A 14131-nucleotide genomic window follows, 5' to 3' on the forward strand; every position below is an offset into this window, starting at 1 on the left:
ATTCAGGAAAGAGCCATGACCCGCATCGCCATCGCCTCCGATCATGCTGCTGTCGAGCTGAAGACGATGCTGCGCGACTGGCTGGGCGAGCGCGGGCACGAGGTGCTCGATCTCGGCACCGCGACCGAGGCGTCGGTCGACTATCCGGACTTCGGCTACCGTCTCGCCGCCGCCATCGAGAAGGGAGACGCGGATCAGGGAATTGCCTTGTGCGGCTCCGGCATCGGCATCTCGATCGCGGTCAACCGCAACCCGGCCTGCCGCTGCGCGCTGGTATCGGAGCCGCTGTCCGCCCGCCTCGCGCGCAAGCATAATGACGCCAACGTGATCGCGATGGGCGCGCGCCTGATCGGGCCGGACATGGCCAAGGCCTGCATCGAGGCGTTCCTCGCCACCGATTTCCTCGGCGGGCGCCACCAGCGCCGCGTCGACAAACTCTCCGCATCCGCCAGGGAACCCGCATGAGCACTCATCCGCAGACGCTGCACGACGTTCAGTTCGAAGGCTTTTTCACGCGGCGGTTGGCCGAGGCGGACCCGCAGGTCTTCGCCGGCGTCGAGCACGAGATCGCGCGCGAACGCTATCAGATCGAACTGATCGCGTCGGAGAACATCGTCTCCAAGGCAGTGCTGGAAGCGCAGGGCTCTGTCTTCACCAACAAATATGCCGAGGGCTATCCGGGCAGGCGCTATTACCAGGGCTGCGCACCGTCCGACGAGGTCGAGACGCTGGCGATCGAGCGCGCCAAGCAGCTGTTCGGCTGCGGCTTCGCCAACGTCCAGCCCCATTCGGGCGCGCAGGCCAACGGCGCGGTGATGCTGGCGCTGACCAAGCCCGGCGACACGATCATGGGCATGAGCCTCGATGCCGGCGGCCACCTGACCCACGGCGCTAAGCCGGCGATGTCGGGCAAATGGTTCAACGCCGTGCAATATGGCGTGCGGCCCGACACCCACCTGATTGATTTCGACCAGGTGCGCGACCTGGCGAAGCAGCACCAGCCGAAACTGATCATCGCCGGCGGCTCGGCCTATCCGCGCATCATCGACTTCGCCACCTTCCGCCAGATCGCGGATGAGGTCGGCGCGTTGTTCATGGTCGACATGGCTCATTTCGCGGGCATCGTCGCCGGGGGCTTGCACCCCTCCCCCTTCGAGCACGCGCATGTCGTCACCACCACCACGCACAAGACATTGCGCGGCCCGCGCGGCGGCATGGTGATGACCAACGACGAGGGGATCGCGAAGAAGATCAACTCGGCGGTGTTCCCGGGCCTTCAGGGCGGCCCTCTGATGCACGTGATCGCCGCCAAGGCGGTTGCGTTCGGCGAGGCTTTGCGCCCCGATTATCGCAGCTATATCGCTGCCGTCGTCGAGAATGCGAAGGTGCTCGCCGGCCGGCTGAAGGAGCGCGGCGCCGACCTGGTCGCCGGCGGCACCGACACGCATCTGGCCCTGGTCGACCTGCGGCCGCTGGGCGTCACCGGCAAGGACGCCGACGAGGCGCTGGAGCGCGCCGCCATCACCTGCAACAAGAACGGCATCCCGTTCGACCCGCTGCCGCCGGTCAAGACCAGCGGCATCCGCGTCGGCTCGCCCGCCGGCACCACGCGCGGCTTCGGCCCGGCCGAGTTCCGCGAGATCGGCGACATGATCGCCGACGTGCTTGACGGTCTGCGCGCCAAGGGCGAGCATGGCGATGCCGCGGTCGAGGCGGATGTCCGCGCCCGCGTCCGCGCCCTGTGCGAACGTTTCCCGATCTATCCGGAGCTCTGAGCATGGACCTGAAGCGCCGGCCTGACGGCAGCATGTCGCCCGATACCAAGGAGCTGCTCACCGGCGCCGCGATCGGCGCCGTGCTGGGCATGCCGCTCCCGATCGTCACCTGGTTCACCGGCGGCCTGATCGGCGGCGCGATCGCCGCCTACCGCATCCACAAGCGGCGGGGCTGAGTTGCGCTGCCCCTATTGCGGACATGAGGACAGCCAGGTCAAGGACAGCCGGCCGACCGATGACGGCGCCGCGATCCGGCGCCGGCGCCAGTGCGAAGGCTGCGCGGCCCGCTTCACCACCTTTGAGCGCATCCAGCTTCGCGACCTGACGGTCGTGAAAAGCGAGGACCGGCGCGAGCCGTTCGACCGCGAGAAGCTCGCCCGATCGGTCGCGATCGCCTGCCGCAAGCGGCCGATCGATCCGGTCCGCATCGAACGGCTGATCAGCGGCATCCAGCGCCAGCTCGAGACCAGCGGCGAAAACGAGGTCGCGGCCAAGCATATCGGCGAACTGGTGATGGAGGCGCTGCGCGGGCTGGACAGCGTCGCCTACATCCGCTTCGCCAGCGTCTATAAGGACTTCGCCGAAGCGCGCGACTTTCATGAGTTTGCGGGGGCGGTGGCGGAAGCGGGGGATCCGTCAAAATAGGCTGTCGGTCTTTCCCTTCCCGTTCGTCCCGAGTAGCCGTCGAGTAGCTCGCGCAAGCGAGCGTATCGAGACGGCATATCGAGGGACCGCGTGCCGCAATGGCTTTTTACACCTACATGCTCCGCTGCAGCGACGGTCGCTTCTACACCGGTCACACCGAAGATCTCGAAATCCGCGTCGCTCAACATCAGAGCGGTGAATTCGGCGGCTGGACCAGCAGCCGCCGTCCGGTGGAGCTCGTCTGGAGCGAGTCCTTCCCAAGCCGCCATGAGGCGCTGGCCGCAGAGCGCCAGATCAAGAACTGGTCCCAGGCAAAGAAGGAAGCGCTGATCCGGGGCGATTGGGATGGCGTGTCGGCGGCGGGGCACAAGAAATCCCGTTCGGAGTCGATCCCTCGATACGCCGTCTCGACAAGCTCGACGGCTACTCGGGACGAACGGGCCAGGAGGAATCCCGCCACTCCCCCTCCCCCCATCATCGTCCTGGTCCGGCCGCAGCTGGGTGAGAATATCGGCAAGGCGGCGCGCGCCATGCTCAATTTCGGGCTGACGGAGCTGCGGCTGGTGGCGCCGCGCGACGGCTGGCCGAACCCGTCCGCCGGCCCCGCGGCTTCGGGCGCCGACAGCGTGCTCGAACACGCCCGTGTTTTCGACACCACCGCCGAAGCGGTCGGGGATTGCGCGCACATCTTCGCCACCACGGTGCGCAAGCGCGGCATCACCAAGCCGGTGCTGACGCCCGAGGAGGCGGCGCGCGGCATCCGCTCCGCGCCTGGCCGCAGCGCGATCCTGTTCGGCGCCGAGCGGTCCGGGCTCGACACCGAGGACGTGGCTCTTTCCCGCGCGATCGTGACGGTGCCGATCAACCCCGAATTCGGTTCGCTGAACCTTGCCCAGGCGGTGATCCTGCTCGCCTATGAATGGTCGAAGCATGCCCCCGGCACAGCCGAGGGGGGCGCGGGCCTGGTGCAGCCGACCGCGACCGACGTGCTGCCCCCGGCCCCGCATGCCGAGCTGGAGGCGCTGATCGGGCATTTCGAAACGCTGCTGGAGCCGACCGGCTATTTCGCCCCGCCCGAGCGGGTCCGGGCGACGAAGCGCACGCTGCGCGGCGTGCTCACCAGGCCGGCCTGGAACAGCCTTGAAATCCGGACCCTGCGCGGCGTGCTGAGCGCGCTTGGCCGGCAACAGCGCTAGCCGCGCATCCGGTCGAATTTCTCGAATTCATAGGCGATCGAGGCTTCGATCAGCCGGTCCCACAAGTCGGCGATCGGCTGATCGGGGATGCCGGCCTCGGCCGCGTGCCGGCGCACATTCTCGATCACCTGCGCCTTGCGCGGCTCGTCGCGGACCAGCCCGCGCTCCGGCTTGATGCGGGCGGCCGCGTCCATATAGCCGAAGCGGCGCTTGAGCAGCTGCACCAGCTCCCGGTCCACGGCATCTACGCCCATGCGCACTTCGGTCATCGTCCGGCACTCTTCAGGCTGCAGCAACTTGATACATTCCCTTTGCGATGGCGCGATTTCGGGTTAGCCTTAGCAACCTGAGTCCCATCGAGACAGAGGGCCCAATGCGTCTTGCTACTGCCATGCTGCTGATCGTGCTCAGCACCCCCGCATTCGCCGCGAACCCGAAGTCGCAGGGCGACAACAAGGACGATAATCGCGTGATCTGCCGCCGCGAGGTTCCGATCGGCTCGCTGATCGCGTCCCGCAAGGTCTGCCTGACCAAATCGCAATGGGAGGAGCGGTCGACTCGTGGCAACGAGGAGGCGCGCAAGCAGATGGAGGACAATGCCGCGCGCAATCCCACCCCGAGCGGCTGAGGAGGCAAGAGGATGAGGATCGTCATCGCAGCCCTGCTCGCGGTCGCCGCTGGTGGGGCGGTCTATGCGGCCGAGCAGCCGAACGCGGTGAAGCCGGCGCCCGATAAGGATCCGCTGATCTGCAGACGGGAAGTGCCGATCGGATCGCTGATCGCCACGCGCAAGATGTGCCTGACCAAGAAGGAATGGCAGAAGCGCGCGGACGACGGAAACGCGACTGCCCGCGCGCTCGTCGAGGACGGCGCCGGCGCGTGCGGTCATGACGGCGGCGTCTGCCCCTTCTGATTTCACCGTGCTTGACCTGAAGCGGCGCGTCGTATAGGCGCGCCCCCTTCGCAATTGGCCCCGCACTCCGGTGAAGCGGCGGCCCTGCCCCCAACACGGGACAAGCAGGCGAGACCGGAACCAACGTTGTAGCAATTGAAGGAACGATCATGTCGAAGCGCCATAGCGCCAAGCACAAGCTCGACCGCCGGATGGGCGAGAACATCTGGGGCCGCCCGAAATCCCCGGTCAACAAGCGCGAATACGGCCCCGGCCAGCACGGCCAGCGCCGCAAGGGCAAGATGTCGGACTTCGGCCTGCAGCTCCGCGCCAAGCAGAAGCTGAAGGGCTATTACGGCGACGTCACCGAAAAGCAGTTCAAGGCCTGCTATCAGGAAGCGTCGCGGATGAAGGGCGATACCGGCCAGAACCTGATCGGCCTGCTCGAGCAGCGGCTGGACATGATCGTCTATCGCGCCAAGTTCGCGCCGACGATCTGGGCCGCGCGCCAGCTGGTCAGCCACGGCCACGTCCGCGTGAACGGCGTCAAGTGCAACATCGCCTCGCGCCGCTGCTATGTCGGCGACGAGATCACGCTGGGCAGCAAGGCGCAGGAAATGGCGCTGGTGCTGGAAGCGCAGAGCCTGCCCGAGCGCGACATCCCCGACTACGTCGCGCCCGACGGCAATGCCAAGGTGACCTTCACCCGCGTGCCGAGCCTCGACGAGGTGCCGTATCCGGTGAAGATGGAGCCGAACCTGGTGGTGGAATTCTACTCGCGCTGAGGCTGAGCTTCATCGCGCAACGAAGGGCGGGTTTCCCCGCCCTTTTTTGTGCCTGCGCCATGTTGCATCGCAGCAACTCTGGTCGATCAAAATGCCACATTGGTCGAGCAACCATTTGATTCCATGCGCTCCAGGCGGCATGCCGCACCGCGTCGAAAGACACCCTTCAACAACATCAAAAGAGCACAAGGGGCTTTTCCTAAAATGCGTAAGATTTCCGTTCTGCTGGCCGCCGTCGCGGCCACCGCTTCCGCGCCTGCCTTCGCCGGAGACATTGCCGGCCCGCGCGTCGAAGCGGTCCTTGGCTGGGATCATGTCCGGGCCAACCCGGCGGGCACCGGCAGCCTGAACAGCGATGGCTTCCTGTACGGCCTCGGCCTCGGCTACGACTTCGCCGTCGGCGGCAAGGTCGCGCTGGGCCTCGACGCCGAGATCTCGGATGCCTCGACCGATTTCGACGTGACCGCCGGTACCACGCGCGCGCGCCTCTCGGCCGGCCGCGACCTGTATGTCGGCGGCCGCGTCACCGGCGCCGTCTCCGACACGTTCAACGTCTATGCGAAGGTCGGCTACACCAACGCCCGCTTCAAGGGCAGCGTGACGACCGGCACCACCACGACCAGCGCGTCGGGCAACGCCGACGGCATCCGCGCCGGCGTGGGCGCGCAGTATATGGTGACCTCGAACGCCTATGTCGGCGCCGAGTATCGCTATTCGAACTACGAAGCCGGCCTGTCGCGCCACCAGCTCGCGGCGACCATCGGTTACCGCTTCTAAGCGGAGGCCTCAGCCGCAAAACGAAAGGGGCGGCCCGAAACGGCCGCCCCTTTTGCTATTGCAGACCCAGGCTCGTCCGCAGGAAGGCGTCGCTCTTCGCCAGCAGGTCGGCGCGCGCCTCGCTTGTATTCAGCGAGTGGGCGAGATTGGGATAGGTGATCAGCGTCACCTGCTTGCCGGCCTCGCGCAGCTTGCCCTCCATCAGCTTCGATTCGACGATCCTGACATTCACGTCCAGGTCTCCGTGGAACATCAGCACCGGCGCCTTGATCGCCGCGGCGTTCTGGGCAGGCGAGCCCTCGCGGACATGCGGACCGTTGCCGACAAAATCGCGGATGACGCGCTGGCCGGTGGTGCCGACATATTGGCGCTTCAGCTCTTCCAGATCGGTGACCGGCGCGATCGCGACGATCGCCTTGAACAGGTCGGGCGCGACCACGCCCGATTGCAACGCCGCATAGCCGCCATAGGACCAGCCGACGATCGCAAGCTTGGCCGGATCTGCAATCCCTTCGGAGACGAGCCAGCGGCCGCTATCGGTCACGTCGCCGATCGCGGTCTTCCATGACTGGAAGCCATTGTCCTGGAACCACTGGTCGCCATAGCCGGATGACCCGCGGAAGTTCGGCTGCAGCACCGCATAGCCTTTGTAGGCGAAATACTGCGCCAGCCAGTCGAAGCCCCATTCGTCGCGCGAATTGGGCCCGCCGTGCGGCATCACGATAGCCGGCAATTTCTTGCCTGACGATCCGACGGGCAGCGTCAGATAGGCCGGCACCAGGGTCCCGTCTGCGGCTTTCACCTGCACGCTCTTGACCGGTGCGAGCTTGTAGCCGTCCAGCTCCGGACGGCTGAGCAGCAGCGGGCGCATCTGCCTCGTCTCGCGATCCAGCAGGTAATAGCGTCCGGGGTCGGTGTCGCTCCCGGCCCGGATCAGCAGCCGCTTCTCATCGTCGCTTGCGCCTTCGAAATTGATCAGCGGCGCGCCTGGCAGCGCTTTCGAAAGCGAGTCGGCCAGCTTGGACAGCGCGGGATCGAAATAGACGGCCTGCCTCTTGTCGGTGGCGAAGGTCGCGCCGATCACGCGCTGCTTGCGACCCAGGCGGAGCGGCCCGTCGATATCGACATCCGGCCGCGCAAACACCTTCGTTTCGAGGTTCGATCCATCCAGCTTGCGCTTGTAGAGTGCCAGCCGGCCGTTCTCCTTCTTCAAGCCATAGGCGACGTCCTCCGCCGGGTCGACGATATAAGGATTGAAGCCTTCGTCGGTTCGCGTGTCGAGCACGCCCAGGTCTTTCCAGTCGCCGCTTCCCTTTGCCCGGTACATGTATTTGACCATGCCGGTCGCGCTGTAGTCACCGGTGAACTGGGTGACGCCGGCGATCCGCACTTCCCCGCTGCCGTCGCTGATGAACTCCGAACCATCGATGATGGGCTTGACCACGGTCCGCGACTGCATGTTGCGCGTGTCGATCCGTTCGACCGTAAAGCCCTCCTTCCGCTTCTGGATCAGCGTGCCCGTGGTGACTTCGGGCACCACCCATTTGCTCATCAGAAAAGCGCCGTCCTGGCCTGGCAGCCAGTCGACGATTCCGCCGCCATAGCGGTTGAAATAGAGCGCATTGTCGGTGTTGCGCTCGCTGACCATTTTGAAGTTGGTGCCGGCGGCGTCGATCGCGACCAGCCGGGACGCGTTCAGGATGAAACCCGATTCCTCGCGCGGGGCGACGACCGTGCAGAGCAGGCGATCGTTCGCGACCCAGCCGCAGCCGGCAATCATCTCGGGCTCGCCGCTGGCGACCATGGAGCGCTTGGGCGGCGTGCTCCCGTCGACGGGCACCGTGAAGAGGGCATTTCCCTTGCCGGTCGTCGGCGCAAGAAAAGCCATCGTCTTGCCGTCGGGCGACAGGCTGGCGCTGGTCACGGACTCGCGCGCGCCGAACGCCTTTTCCGGCGGGACCTGCTGGGCCAGCGCAAATGTCGAGACCCCACCGGCGAGAACTGCGGCGAGTGCGGCGTAACGGACGAGCTTCATTCTTCCCCCCCTGGACGGACCTGCCTATAGCAGCCGGTCTCGCGACCGAAGGCAAGCCCCAGGTCCGTTTCGGAGTTGAAAACAATGGCTAAAACCTCATGAATCGGATCGAGCGCCAGCCCCCCGAATGGGCGCCGCACGAAAGCGTCTGGATCGGGTTCCCCAGCCACGCTGACCTTTGGGAAGACGATCTGGAGCCAGCACGCGCCGAGGTCGCGGCCTTTGCCGATGCCGTGCACGCGGGCGGCGCGGGCGAAACGGTGCGGCTGGTCGCGGCCGATACCGAGTCCGCCGACGCGGCCCGCGCTCTCGTGCAGCCGGGCGTGGACGTGATCGTCGCGCCGTTCGGCGACATCTGGCTGCGCGATACCGGGCCGATCATCGTTTCCGACGGGGGGGCGCGTGCGGCGCGCGCCTTCCTCTTCAACGGCTGGGGCGGGAAATACCGGCTGGCAGGCGACGACGATCTCGCCCTGCGGCTGGCGAAAAGCGGCGGCTTCAGCGAGGCGAGGCGGTGCAAATATGTGCTCGAAGGCGGCGCGATCGACGTCGACGGCACCGGCCTTGCCGTCACCACCGAGCAATGCCTGCTGAACCCGAACCGCAATCCGAACCTGAGCCAGGCGGAGATCGAGGCGCGGCTGCTGGGCGACCTTGGGCTCGACCGCGTGCTGTGGCTCGGCGACGGGCTGCTCAACGACCATACCGACGGGCATGTCGACAATCTCGCTCGCTTCGTCGGCGAAGGCCGGATCGCAATCCCCGAGCCGGCCGGCGCGGACGACCCGAACGCGACGGTCTATCGCGACGCCCAGGCCCGCGCCCGTGCGTTCGGCTTGGCGGTCGTGCCCCTCCCCTCGCCCGGCCGCGTGCTGCGCGATGGGGAGATCATCCCGGCCAGCTACATGAATTTCTATATCGGCAACGCCGCGGTGGTGGTGCCGCTCTACGGCGCGGCCAACGACCAGGCCGCGGTCGATGCGATCCAGGCACTGTTTCCCACCCGCAGGGTTGTCGGCTTCCGCGCCGATCATATCTTGACCGGCGGCGGCAGCTTTCACTGCATCAGCCAGCAAGTGCCGGTCGCCTAGGGACATCTTCCCCGTTCGTGTCGAGCGAAGTCGAGACACGCAGTAGCGGGAAGCGTTTCTCGACTTCGCTCGAAACGAACGGAGACTAAATTGTCGGAAATCACCGTAGCCGCCCTGCAGCTCGCGCTGCCCGGCCCCGAGGCCGAGAATATCGCGCACGTGTCCGAGCTCGTCCGGGAAGCGGCGGCGAAGGGCGCCAAGGTCATCCTGCCGCCCGAATTGTTCGAGGGCCCTTATTTCTGCCGCGTCGAGGATGAAGGCCTGTTCTCGAACGCCCGGCCCACCTCCGAGCACCCGTCCGTGGTCGCGATGCGGAAGCTCGCGGCAGAGCTGAACGTCTATATCCCGACCAGCTTCTTCGAATGCGACGGGCCGCACCATTACAACAGCCTCGCGATGATCGACGACAAGGGCGCGATCATGGGGCTGTATCGCAAGAGCCACATTCCGGACGGCCCCGGATATGAGGAGAAATTCTATTTTCGTCCCGGCAATACCGGCTTCAAGACCTGGAAGACGCCATCCGCGACGCTGGGTGTCGGCGTGTGCTGGGACCAATGGTATCCGGAGACCGCCCGGGCGATGATGCTGATGGGCGCGGAAATCCTGTTCTACCCGACCGCGATCGGCTCAGAGCCGCACGACCCGGATCTCGACACCAGCCGGCTGTGGCGCCGCGCGATGATCGGCCATGCAGTGTCGAACGTCGTGCCGGTAGTCGCCGCCAACCGCATCGGCACCGAGGACGGCCAGCGCTTCTACGGCCACAGCTTCATCTGCGACGAACGCGGTGACCTGCTGGCCGAATTCGGCGCGACGGAAACCGGCGTCCTCACCGCCACGCTGGATCTCGACCGCGTCAAACGCCACCGCGCCGCCTTCGGATTCTTCCGCGACCGACGGCCGGAACTTTACGGGCGCTTGGTGGAGGATATTTGATCCGACTCGGTCTTACATGTAAGACGACCACATGAACGCGCGCACGACTCTTTCCGCCAAAGGCCAGGTCGTCATTCCCCGCGACGTCAGGGAGCGGTTGCAGCTGACCCCCGGAACGCGGTTCGAAGTTATTGAAAAAGCCGGGGAAATCCGGTTGAAGCCGATCGCCCGGCACAACCCCTTTCCCAGAACGACTCTCGACGACATTCTCTCGCTGCCGAAATGGCAGGGGCCCGCCAAGTCAATCGGGGAGATCAGTCGGTTAAGCGACGACGCGCTGCGGGAAATCTTTGCCGAGCAGGAGCGCAATGCGCGCAGTTGACGCGAACGTCCTGGTTCGCCTGGTGACCCAGGACGACCCTGAACAAGCAAAAATTGCCCAGTCGCTCTTGCATGAGCCGATCCTCATTCTCCCCACGGTGCTCATCGAGACGGTGTGGGTACTGCAATCGTCGTATCGAATGTCCCGAGCGGACATATCGCATCATCTGAGCCAGATTCTGGGCTACCCCGCTGACCCAGCTCATCGAGGGCGCAGCGGTGCGCTGGGCAATGGACAGGTTCGCGGCTGGTGCCGACTTTGCCGATATGTTGCATCTCGCCCTAGCGAGCGAGGCTGGCGGCACCTGCTTTTCCACCTTGGATAGCGGTGTGCGCAAAGCTGCTGCCGATCGACTCGAATCTGTCGAAACGTTGGGAGTGGGGGAGTCGGAAAGCGGGCGCTAACGGCGCCGCGCGCGTTCCTCGCTCACCTTGACCGGGCGGATGCAGCCATTCTCGGTGCGCATGACGGTCAGATAGGCTTCCGCCGGCGGCAATCTGTCGAGGCGTTTCAGCTTCGCCTTCTCCGACACGTCGACCGGCGTCGGCCTGGTCTGGCCGCAGATCGGCAGCGCGTGCGGGTTCTGCGCCACAGCGGCGGCGGACAGGGCGATCGCAATCAGGCTCATCGCGACTCTCCTCTCGTTGTCGCCAAGATAAGCCTTTCCGCGCCTTGCGAAAAGCTCAGGGCCGGAGTGCAAGCGCCCGTTCGAACACCGCTTCGAACATCTCGCGCGTCAACCGGCCGGTGTTCTGGTTGTAGCGCGAGCAATGGTAGCTATCGATCAGCACCTCGCCGCCGGGAAAGCGGTGCTCCGCCAGATGCCCGAATTTGCACTCGGAAAGCTTGCCGCCGAGCGTCCGTACGGCCGATTGATGCGCGATCTGGCCGAGCGCAACATAGACGCGGGCCTTCGCCACCGCGTCGATCTGCGCGGCCAGAAACGGGCGGCAGTTCGCGATCTCCTGCGGCAGCGGCTTGTTCTCCGGCGGCAGGCATTTGACCGAGTTGCAGATGACGATCCCTTGCAGGCTCAGCCCGTCATCCGGATCGGCACGGTAGGTGCCGTGCGCAAGCCCGTATTTGGCCAAGGTTTCGAACAGCAGATCGCCGGCATAGTCGCCGGTGAACGGCCGGCCGGTGCGGTTGGCGCCGTGCTTGCCCGGTGCGAGGCCGACGATGCAGAGCCAGGCGTCGGGATCGCCGAATGCCGGCACCGGCGCGTTCCACCAGTCGGGATGCTCGACCCTGAGCGCCTCGCGGAACGCGACCAGCCGCGGGCAGCGCGGGCAGTCGTGCGGCGGCTCGGTTTCCGGAATGGGGCTGACGAAGGCCATGCCACGCGATAGGCGCGTCAGGGTGCCCGTCTCAAGCTATGCGATCGCGATCGGCTCCAACCGCCCGCACCACCGTCACGGCGACCCGGCGGGCGTGGTCCGCGCCGCGATGCACGCGCTGGCGGAGCTGGGCACCGTGCAGGCACGCTCGCGCATCCTGCGGACCGCGCCGCTGGGGCCCGCAGGGCGCAGCTTCGCCAACGCCGTCGCGATTCTCGAGACGGACCTCCCGCCCCCTGCCGTGCTCGCGAGCCTGAAGCAGCTGGAGCGCCAGTTCGGCCGCCGCCGCGGCCGCCGCTGGGGGGCGCGGGTGCTCGATCTGGACATCATCCTCTGGTCAGGCGGCGTGTGGGCGGAGAATGGCCTCACCATCCCGCACCCCGAGTTCCGCAAGCGCCGCTTCGTGCTCGCTCCGCTGGAGCAGATCGCCCCCGGTGCGCGCGACCCGCTGACCGGCCGCACTGTCCGTCAACTGCGCCATGCGGTTGACCGCCGCTTTCCCCGCGCCTAGTCAGCACCGCCTCAAGGGCCCTTAGCTCAGTCGGTAGAGCAACTGACTTTTAATCAGTAGGTCGCTGGTTCGAATCCAGCAGGGCTCACCATCGTTTCGCGCTCACGCGACCGCGGGCGGAGGACACAGCGCCGATTGGCGGCCGCGGATCATCGTCTCCACCCTGGCGATCAGCCTGGCTTCCGTGACCGGCTTGGCGACGAATTCGGCACCCTCGACGCCGAACGACATCGCCGATTCCGGTGGCCCGCCGCTCAGGTACAGCACGTCCAGCGAAGGATTCAGGCGGCGGCCGAAGCGGGCGACGTCGTACCCGGTGGTCCCTTCGCGCAGGTTGATGTCGGTGATCAGCAGGTCGGTGCGGCCGGCAGCCTGCTCCAGCGTCGCATAGGCTTCGCGGTCAGTCCGCATCAGGCGCACGCTGGCACCGGCGCGCGCCAGCGCGTCCTCGATGCCCATGCCGATCAGCGGCTCGTCCTCGACCAGCAGGACGCGCAGGCCGGCAAGCGGCCCACTCATCGTGCCGCTTCCGGGAACGGCCGTCGAACGCAAGACTGACGCAGCTTCAAACCCATGTCCCCACGGCCGCACCAACGGCGAACCTTTATGTCAGGTTCCCGACACAGGCCGTGGGGAGTGGCGAATTTCTACAATCGGCGGGCGCCCGCCGCGCGCACGGCCGCGAGCGTCGGATAGCCGTTCACGGCCATCAGCAGGTCGGCTTCGGCGAGGATCGCGCGCAGCACCGCGGCCGCGCCCTCGGCGCCGCCGAGCGCCATGCCATAGGCATAAGGCCGCCCGACGCCGACCGCGGCGGCGCCCAGCGCGATCGCCTTGATCACGTCGGTGCCCGATCGGATGCCGGAATCGAACAGCACCGGCTTGCCGCCCGCCGCCTCGACGACATCGGGCAGCATGTCGATCGCGGCGATCCCGCCATTGGCCTGCCGGCCGCCATGATTGGAGCAATAGATCGCATCCGCCCCGCTATCGATCGCGCGCCGCGCGTCGTCGGGGTGGCAGATGCCCTTCAGCACCAGCGGCAGCTTCGTCATGCTGCGGAGCCACGGCATGTCGTCCCAGGTCAGCACCTTGCCGAACACGCCCGCCCAGGCGCGGATCGCCGCCGCCGGGTCCTCCTCGGGCGGCTTCGGAAGGCTCGCGCGGAAGACGGGGTCGCTGAAATAGTTCATCAGCACCGCCCCGCGCAGCTGCGGGAAATTCGCGGTGTTGAGGTCGCGCGGCCGCCAGCCCGTCACCCAGGTGTCGAGCGTGACAACGATCGCCTTGTACCCGGCCGCCTCGGCGCGCCGGACCAGGCTTTCCGCCAGCGCCTTGTCGCGCGGCGTGTAGAGCTGGAAGAAGCCGGGCGTGTCGCCCTGCGCCTCAGCCACTGTCTCCAGCGGATCGTTGGAGAGAGTCGACGAGCAATAGGGAACGCTGGTCAGCGCCGAGGCACGGGCGGCGGCCAGATCGCCATGCTGGTCCGCCGTCATGATGCCGTTGACGCCGATCGGCGCCATGAACAGCGGGCTCTTCAGCGTCAGCCCGAACAGCTCCGTCGACAGGTCGCGCCTGGTGCAGTCGACCATCATCCGCGGCACCATGCCCCAGTGGCGGAAGGCGGCGGCGTTGCTGTCCTGCGTCCATTCGTCCCCGCATCCGCCCTGGACATAGCTCAGCACATGCGGCGGCAACGCGGCCTGGGCGCGCTTCTCCAGCGTCGGGAAATCGACCGGGATGGTCGGCAGGATTCCGCTCAGGCCCGCGCCGTAGATCGCGTTCTGCAGATCCCCGAAATGCCCCTCGCCGCCTGCATAGGCCAT

At 66.5% G+C, this 14131-nt stretch carries 19 protein-coding genes and 1 tRNA gene; 14 read left to right on the forward strand and 6 right to left on the reverse strand.

The genetic code is table 11. The annotated features are described in order from the left end of the window. Positions 1-15: 15 nt before the first annotated feature. From rpiB to GON01_RS11095, 5 genes are all read left to right on the forward strand, one after another. Entirely contained in the window at positions 16-465 is a 450-nt protein-coding gene (gene rpiB, locus GON01_RS11075; protein WP_157027412.1) for a ribose 5-phosphate isomerase B, read from the forward strand. Next, entirely contained in the window at positions 462-1775 is a 1314-nt protein-coding gene (gene glyA, locus GON01_RS11080) for a serine hydroxymethyltransferase (protein ID WP_157027413.1), read from the forward strand. The genes rpiB and glyA overlap by 4 nt, the downstream gene beginning before the upstream one ends. A 2-nt stretch (positions 1776-1777) precedes the next feature. Next, a complete protein-coding gene (locus GON01_RS11085) occupies positions 1778-1951 on the forward strand; it encodes a hypothetical protein (RefSeq protein WP_181600055.1) in 174 nt (57 codons plus the stop codon). A 1-nt stretch (position 1952) separates the two neighbouring features. After that, complete coding sequence (gene nrdR / locus GON01_RS11090) at positions 1953-2420, forward strand: transcriptional regulator NrdR (RefSeq protein ID WP_157027415.1); 468 nt, start codon at positions 1953-1955, stop codon at positions 2418-2420. Positions 2421-2518: 98 nt separating this feature from the next. Continuing rightward, positions 2519-3616 (forward strand): TrmH family RNA methyltransferase, encoded by a 1098-nt coding sequence (locus GON01_RS11095; protein WP_157027416.1) that lies wholly within the window; start codon positions 2519-2521, stop codon positions 3614-3616. On the opposite strand, the gene GON01_RS11100 is transcribed toward GON01_RS11095, so the two are convergent. Next, entirely contained in the window at positions 3613-3885 is a 273-nt protein-coding gene (locus GON01_RS11100) for a chorismate mutase (protein WP_157027417.1), read from the reverse strand. The genes GON01_RS11095 and GON01_RS11100 overlap by 4 nt on opposite strands. A gap of 104 nt (positions 3886-3989) precedes the next feature. On the opposite strand from GON01_RS11100, the gene GON01_RS11105 reads away from it, so the two are divergent. The 4 genes from GON01_RS11105 (at position 3990) to GON01_RS11120 (ending at position 6070) form a co-directional block, all read left to right on the forward strand. After that, positions 3990-4244, forward strand: a complete 255-nt coding sequence (locus tag GON01_RS11105) for a hypothetical protein (RefSeq protein ID WP_157027418.1) — start codon at positions 3990-3992, stop codon at positions 4242-4244. A 12-nt stretch (positions 4245-4256) separates the two neighbouring features. After that, positions 4257-4529: a hypothetical protein gene (locus GON01_RS11110; RefSeq protein ID WP_157027419.1), complete on the forward strand. Its 273-nt coding sequence runs from the start codon at positions 4257-4259 to the stop codon at positions 4527-4529. A gap of 149 nt (positions 4530-4678) precedes the next feature. Then, the gene (rpsD, locus tag GON01_RS11115; RefSeq protein ID WP_157027420.1) at positions 4679-5293 is read left to right on the forward strand and encodes a 30S ribosomal protein S4; all 615 of its coding nucleotides are present in this window, start codon (positions 4679-4681) and stop codon (positions 5291-5293) included. Positions 5294-5497: 204 nt separating this feature from the next. Beyond that, positions 5498-6070, forward strand: a complete 573-nt coding sequence (locus GON01_RS11120; RefSeq protein ID WP_157027421.1) for an outer membrane protein — start codon at positions 5498-5500, stop codon at positions 6068-6070. Positions 6071-6125: 55 nt separating this feature from the next. On the opposite strand, the gene GON01_RS11125 is transcribed toward GON01_RS11120, so the two are convergent. Further along, the gene (locus tag GON01_RS11125; RefSeq protein WP_157027422.1) at positions 6126-8105 is read right to left on the reverse strand and encodes an alpha/beta hydrolase family protein; all 1980 of its coding nucleotides are present in this window, start codon (positions 8103-8105) and stop codon (positions 6126-6128) included. Between the two features lie 98 nt (positions 8106-8203). On the opposite strand from GON01_RS11125, the gene GON01_RS11130 reads away from it, so the two are divergent. The 3 genes from GON01_RS11130 to GON01_RS11140 all read left to right on the forward strand — a co-directional run bounded on the left by GON01_RS11130 (position 8204) and on the right by GON01_RS11140 (position 10457). Continuing rightward, on the forward strand, positions 8204-9196 hold the full coding sequence (locus GON01_RS11130; RefSeq protein ID WP_157027423.1) for an agmatine deiminase family protein: 993 nt from the start codon (positions 8204-8206) through the stop codon (positions 9194-9196). A 90-nt stretch (positions 9197-9286) separates the two neighbouring features. After that, on the forward strand, positions 9287-10135 hold the full coding sequence (gene aguB, locus GON01_RS11135; protein ID WP_157027424.1) for an N-carbamoylputrescine amidase: 849 nt from the start codon (positions 9287-9289) through the stop codon (positions 10133-10135). 31 nt (positions 10136-10166) lie between these two features. Beyond that, a complete protein-coding gene (locus GON01_RS11140) occupies positions 10167-10457 on the forward strand; it encodes an AbrB/MazE/SpoVT family DNA-binding domain-containing protein (RefSeq protein WP_157027425.1) in 291 nt (96 codons plus the stop codon). 400 nt (positions 10458-10857) lie between these two features. Here GON01_RS11140 and GON01_RS11145 read toward each other — a convergent pair whose 3' ends face one another. Both GON01_RS11145 and GON01_RS11150 read right to left on the reverse strand, forming a co-directional pair. Beyond that, positions 10858-11085: a hypothetical protein gene (locus GON01_RS11145; protein WP_157027426.1), complete on the reverse strand. Its 228-nt coding sequence runs from the start codon at positions 11083-11085 to the stop codon at positions 10858-10860. 55 nt (positions 11086-11140) lie between these two features. Continuing rightward, positions 11141-11794, reverse strand: a complete 654-nt coding sequence (locus tag GON01_RS11150) for a uracil-DNA glycosylase (protein ID WP_157027427.1) — start codon at positions 11792-11794, stop codon at positions 11141-11143. Positions 11795-11816: 22 nt separating this feature from the next. Between GON01_RS11150 and folK the strand changes: the two genes are divergently transcribed. Both folK and GON01_RS11160 read left to right on the forward strand, forming a co-directional pair. Further along, a complete protein-coding gene (folK, locus tag GON01_RS11155) occupies positions 11817-12305 on the forward strand; it encodes a 2-amino-4-hydroxy-6-hydroxymethyldihydropteridine diphosphokinase (RefSeq protein ID WP_181600056.1) in 489 nt (162 codons plus the stop codon). A 15-nt stretch (positions 12306-12320) separates the two neighbouring features. After that, positions 12321-12396, forward strand: a tRNA-Lys gene (locus GON01_RS11160). An 11-nt stretch (positions 12397-12407) separates the two neighbouring features. Here GON01_RS11160 and GON01_RS11165 read toward each other — a convergent pair. Further along, positions 12408-12824: a response regulator gene (locus GON01_RS11165; protein ID WP_157027429.1), complete on the reverse strand. Its 417-nt coding sequence runs from the start codon at positions 12822-12824 to the stop codon at positions 12408-12410. A gap of 128 nt (positions 12825-12952) precedes the next feature. Then, positions 12953-14131, reverse strand: coding sequence for an alpha-hydroxy-acid oxidizing protein (locus GON01_RS11170; RefSeq protein WP_157027430.1), 1179 nt, complete (start codon positions 14129-14131; stop codon positions 12953-12955).

Source organism: Sphingomonas horti (assembly GCF_009753715.1).
GTDB lineage: Bacteria > Pseudomonadota > Alphaproteobacteria > Sphingomonadales > Sphingomonadaceae > Sphingomonas_B > Sphingomonas_B horti.

Excerpts from the sequence above, each read along its gene's own strand:
- GON01_RS11165 (WP_157027429.1), bottom strand. The coding sequence starts at position 12,824 with ATGAGTGGGCCGCTTGCCGGCCTGCGCGTCCTGCTGGTCGAGGACGAG.
- rpsD (WP_157027420.1), top strand. The coding sequence starts at position 4,679 with ATGTCGAAGCGCCATAGCGCCAAGCACAAGCTCGACCGCCGGATGGGC.
- GON01_RS11125 (WP_157027422.1), bottom strand. The coding sequence starts at position 8,105 with ATGAAGCTCGTCCGTTACGCCGCACTCGCCGCAGTTCTCGCCGGTGGG.
- GON01_RS11145 (WP_157027426.1), bottom strand. The coding sequence starts at position 11,085 with ATGAGCCTGATTGCGATCGCCCTGTCCGCCGCCGCTGTGGCGCAGAAC.
- GON01_RS11170 (WP_157027430.1), bottom strand. The coding sequence starts at position 14,131 with ATGGCCTATGCAGGCGGCGAGGGGCATTTCGGGGATCTGCAGAACGCG.
- GON01_RS11120 (WP_157027421.1), top strand. The coding sequence starts at position 5,498 with ATGCGTAAGATTTCCGTTCTGCTGGCCGCCGTCGCGGCCACCGCTTCC.
- GON01_RS11150 (WP_157027427.1), bottom strand. The coding sequence starts at position 11,794 with ATGGCCTTCGTCAGCCCCATTCCGGAAACCGAGCCGCCGCACGACTGC.
- GON01_RS11085 (WP_181600055.1), top strand. The coding sequence starts at position 1,778 with ATGGACCTGAAGCGCCGGCCTGACGGCAGCATGTCGCCCGATACCAAG.
- rpiB (WP_157027412.1), top strand. The coding sequence starts at position 16 with ATGACCCGCATCGCCATCGCCTCCGATCATGCTGCTGTCGAGCTGAAG.
- glyA (WP_157027413.1), top strand. The coding sequence starts at position 462 with ATGAGCACTCATCCGCAGACGCTGCACGACGTTCAGTTCGAAGGCTTT.
- GON01_RS11095 (WP_157027416.1), top strand. The coding sequence starts at position 2,519 with ATGGCTTTTTACACCTACATGCTCCGCTGCAGCGACGGTCGCTTCTAC.
- GON01_RS11100 (WP_157027417.1), bottom strand. The coding sequence starts at position 3,885 with ATGACCGAAGTGCGCATGGGCGTAGATGCCGTGGACCGGGAGCTGGTG.
- GON01_RS11130 (WP_157027423.1), top strand. The coding sequence starts at position 8,204 with ATGAATCGGATCGAGCGCCAGCCCCCCGAATGGGCGCCGCACGAAAGC.
- GON01_RS11140 (WP_157027425.1), top strand. The coding sequence starts at position 10,167 with ATGAACGCGCGCACGACTCTTTCCGCCAAAGGCCAGGTCGTCATTCCC.
- GON01_RS11105 (WP_157027418.1), top strand. The coding sequence starts at position 3,990 with ATGCGTCTTGCTACTGCCATGCTGCTGATCGTGCTCAGCACCCCCGCA.
- GON01_RS11110 (WP_157027419.1), top strand. The coding sequence starts at position 4,257 with ATGAGGATCGTCATCGCAGCCCTGCTCGCGGTCGCCGCTGGTGGGGCG.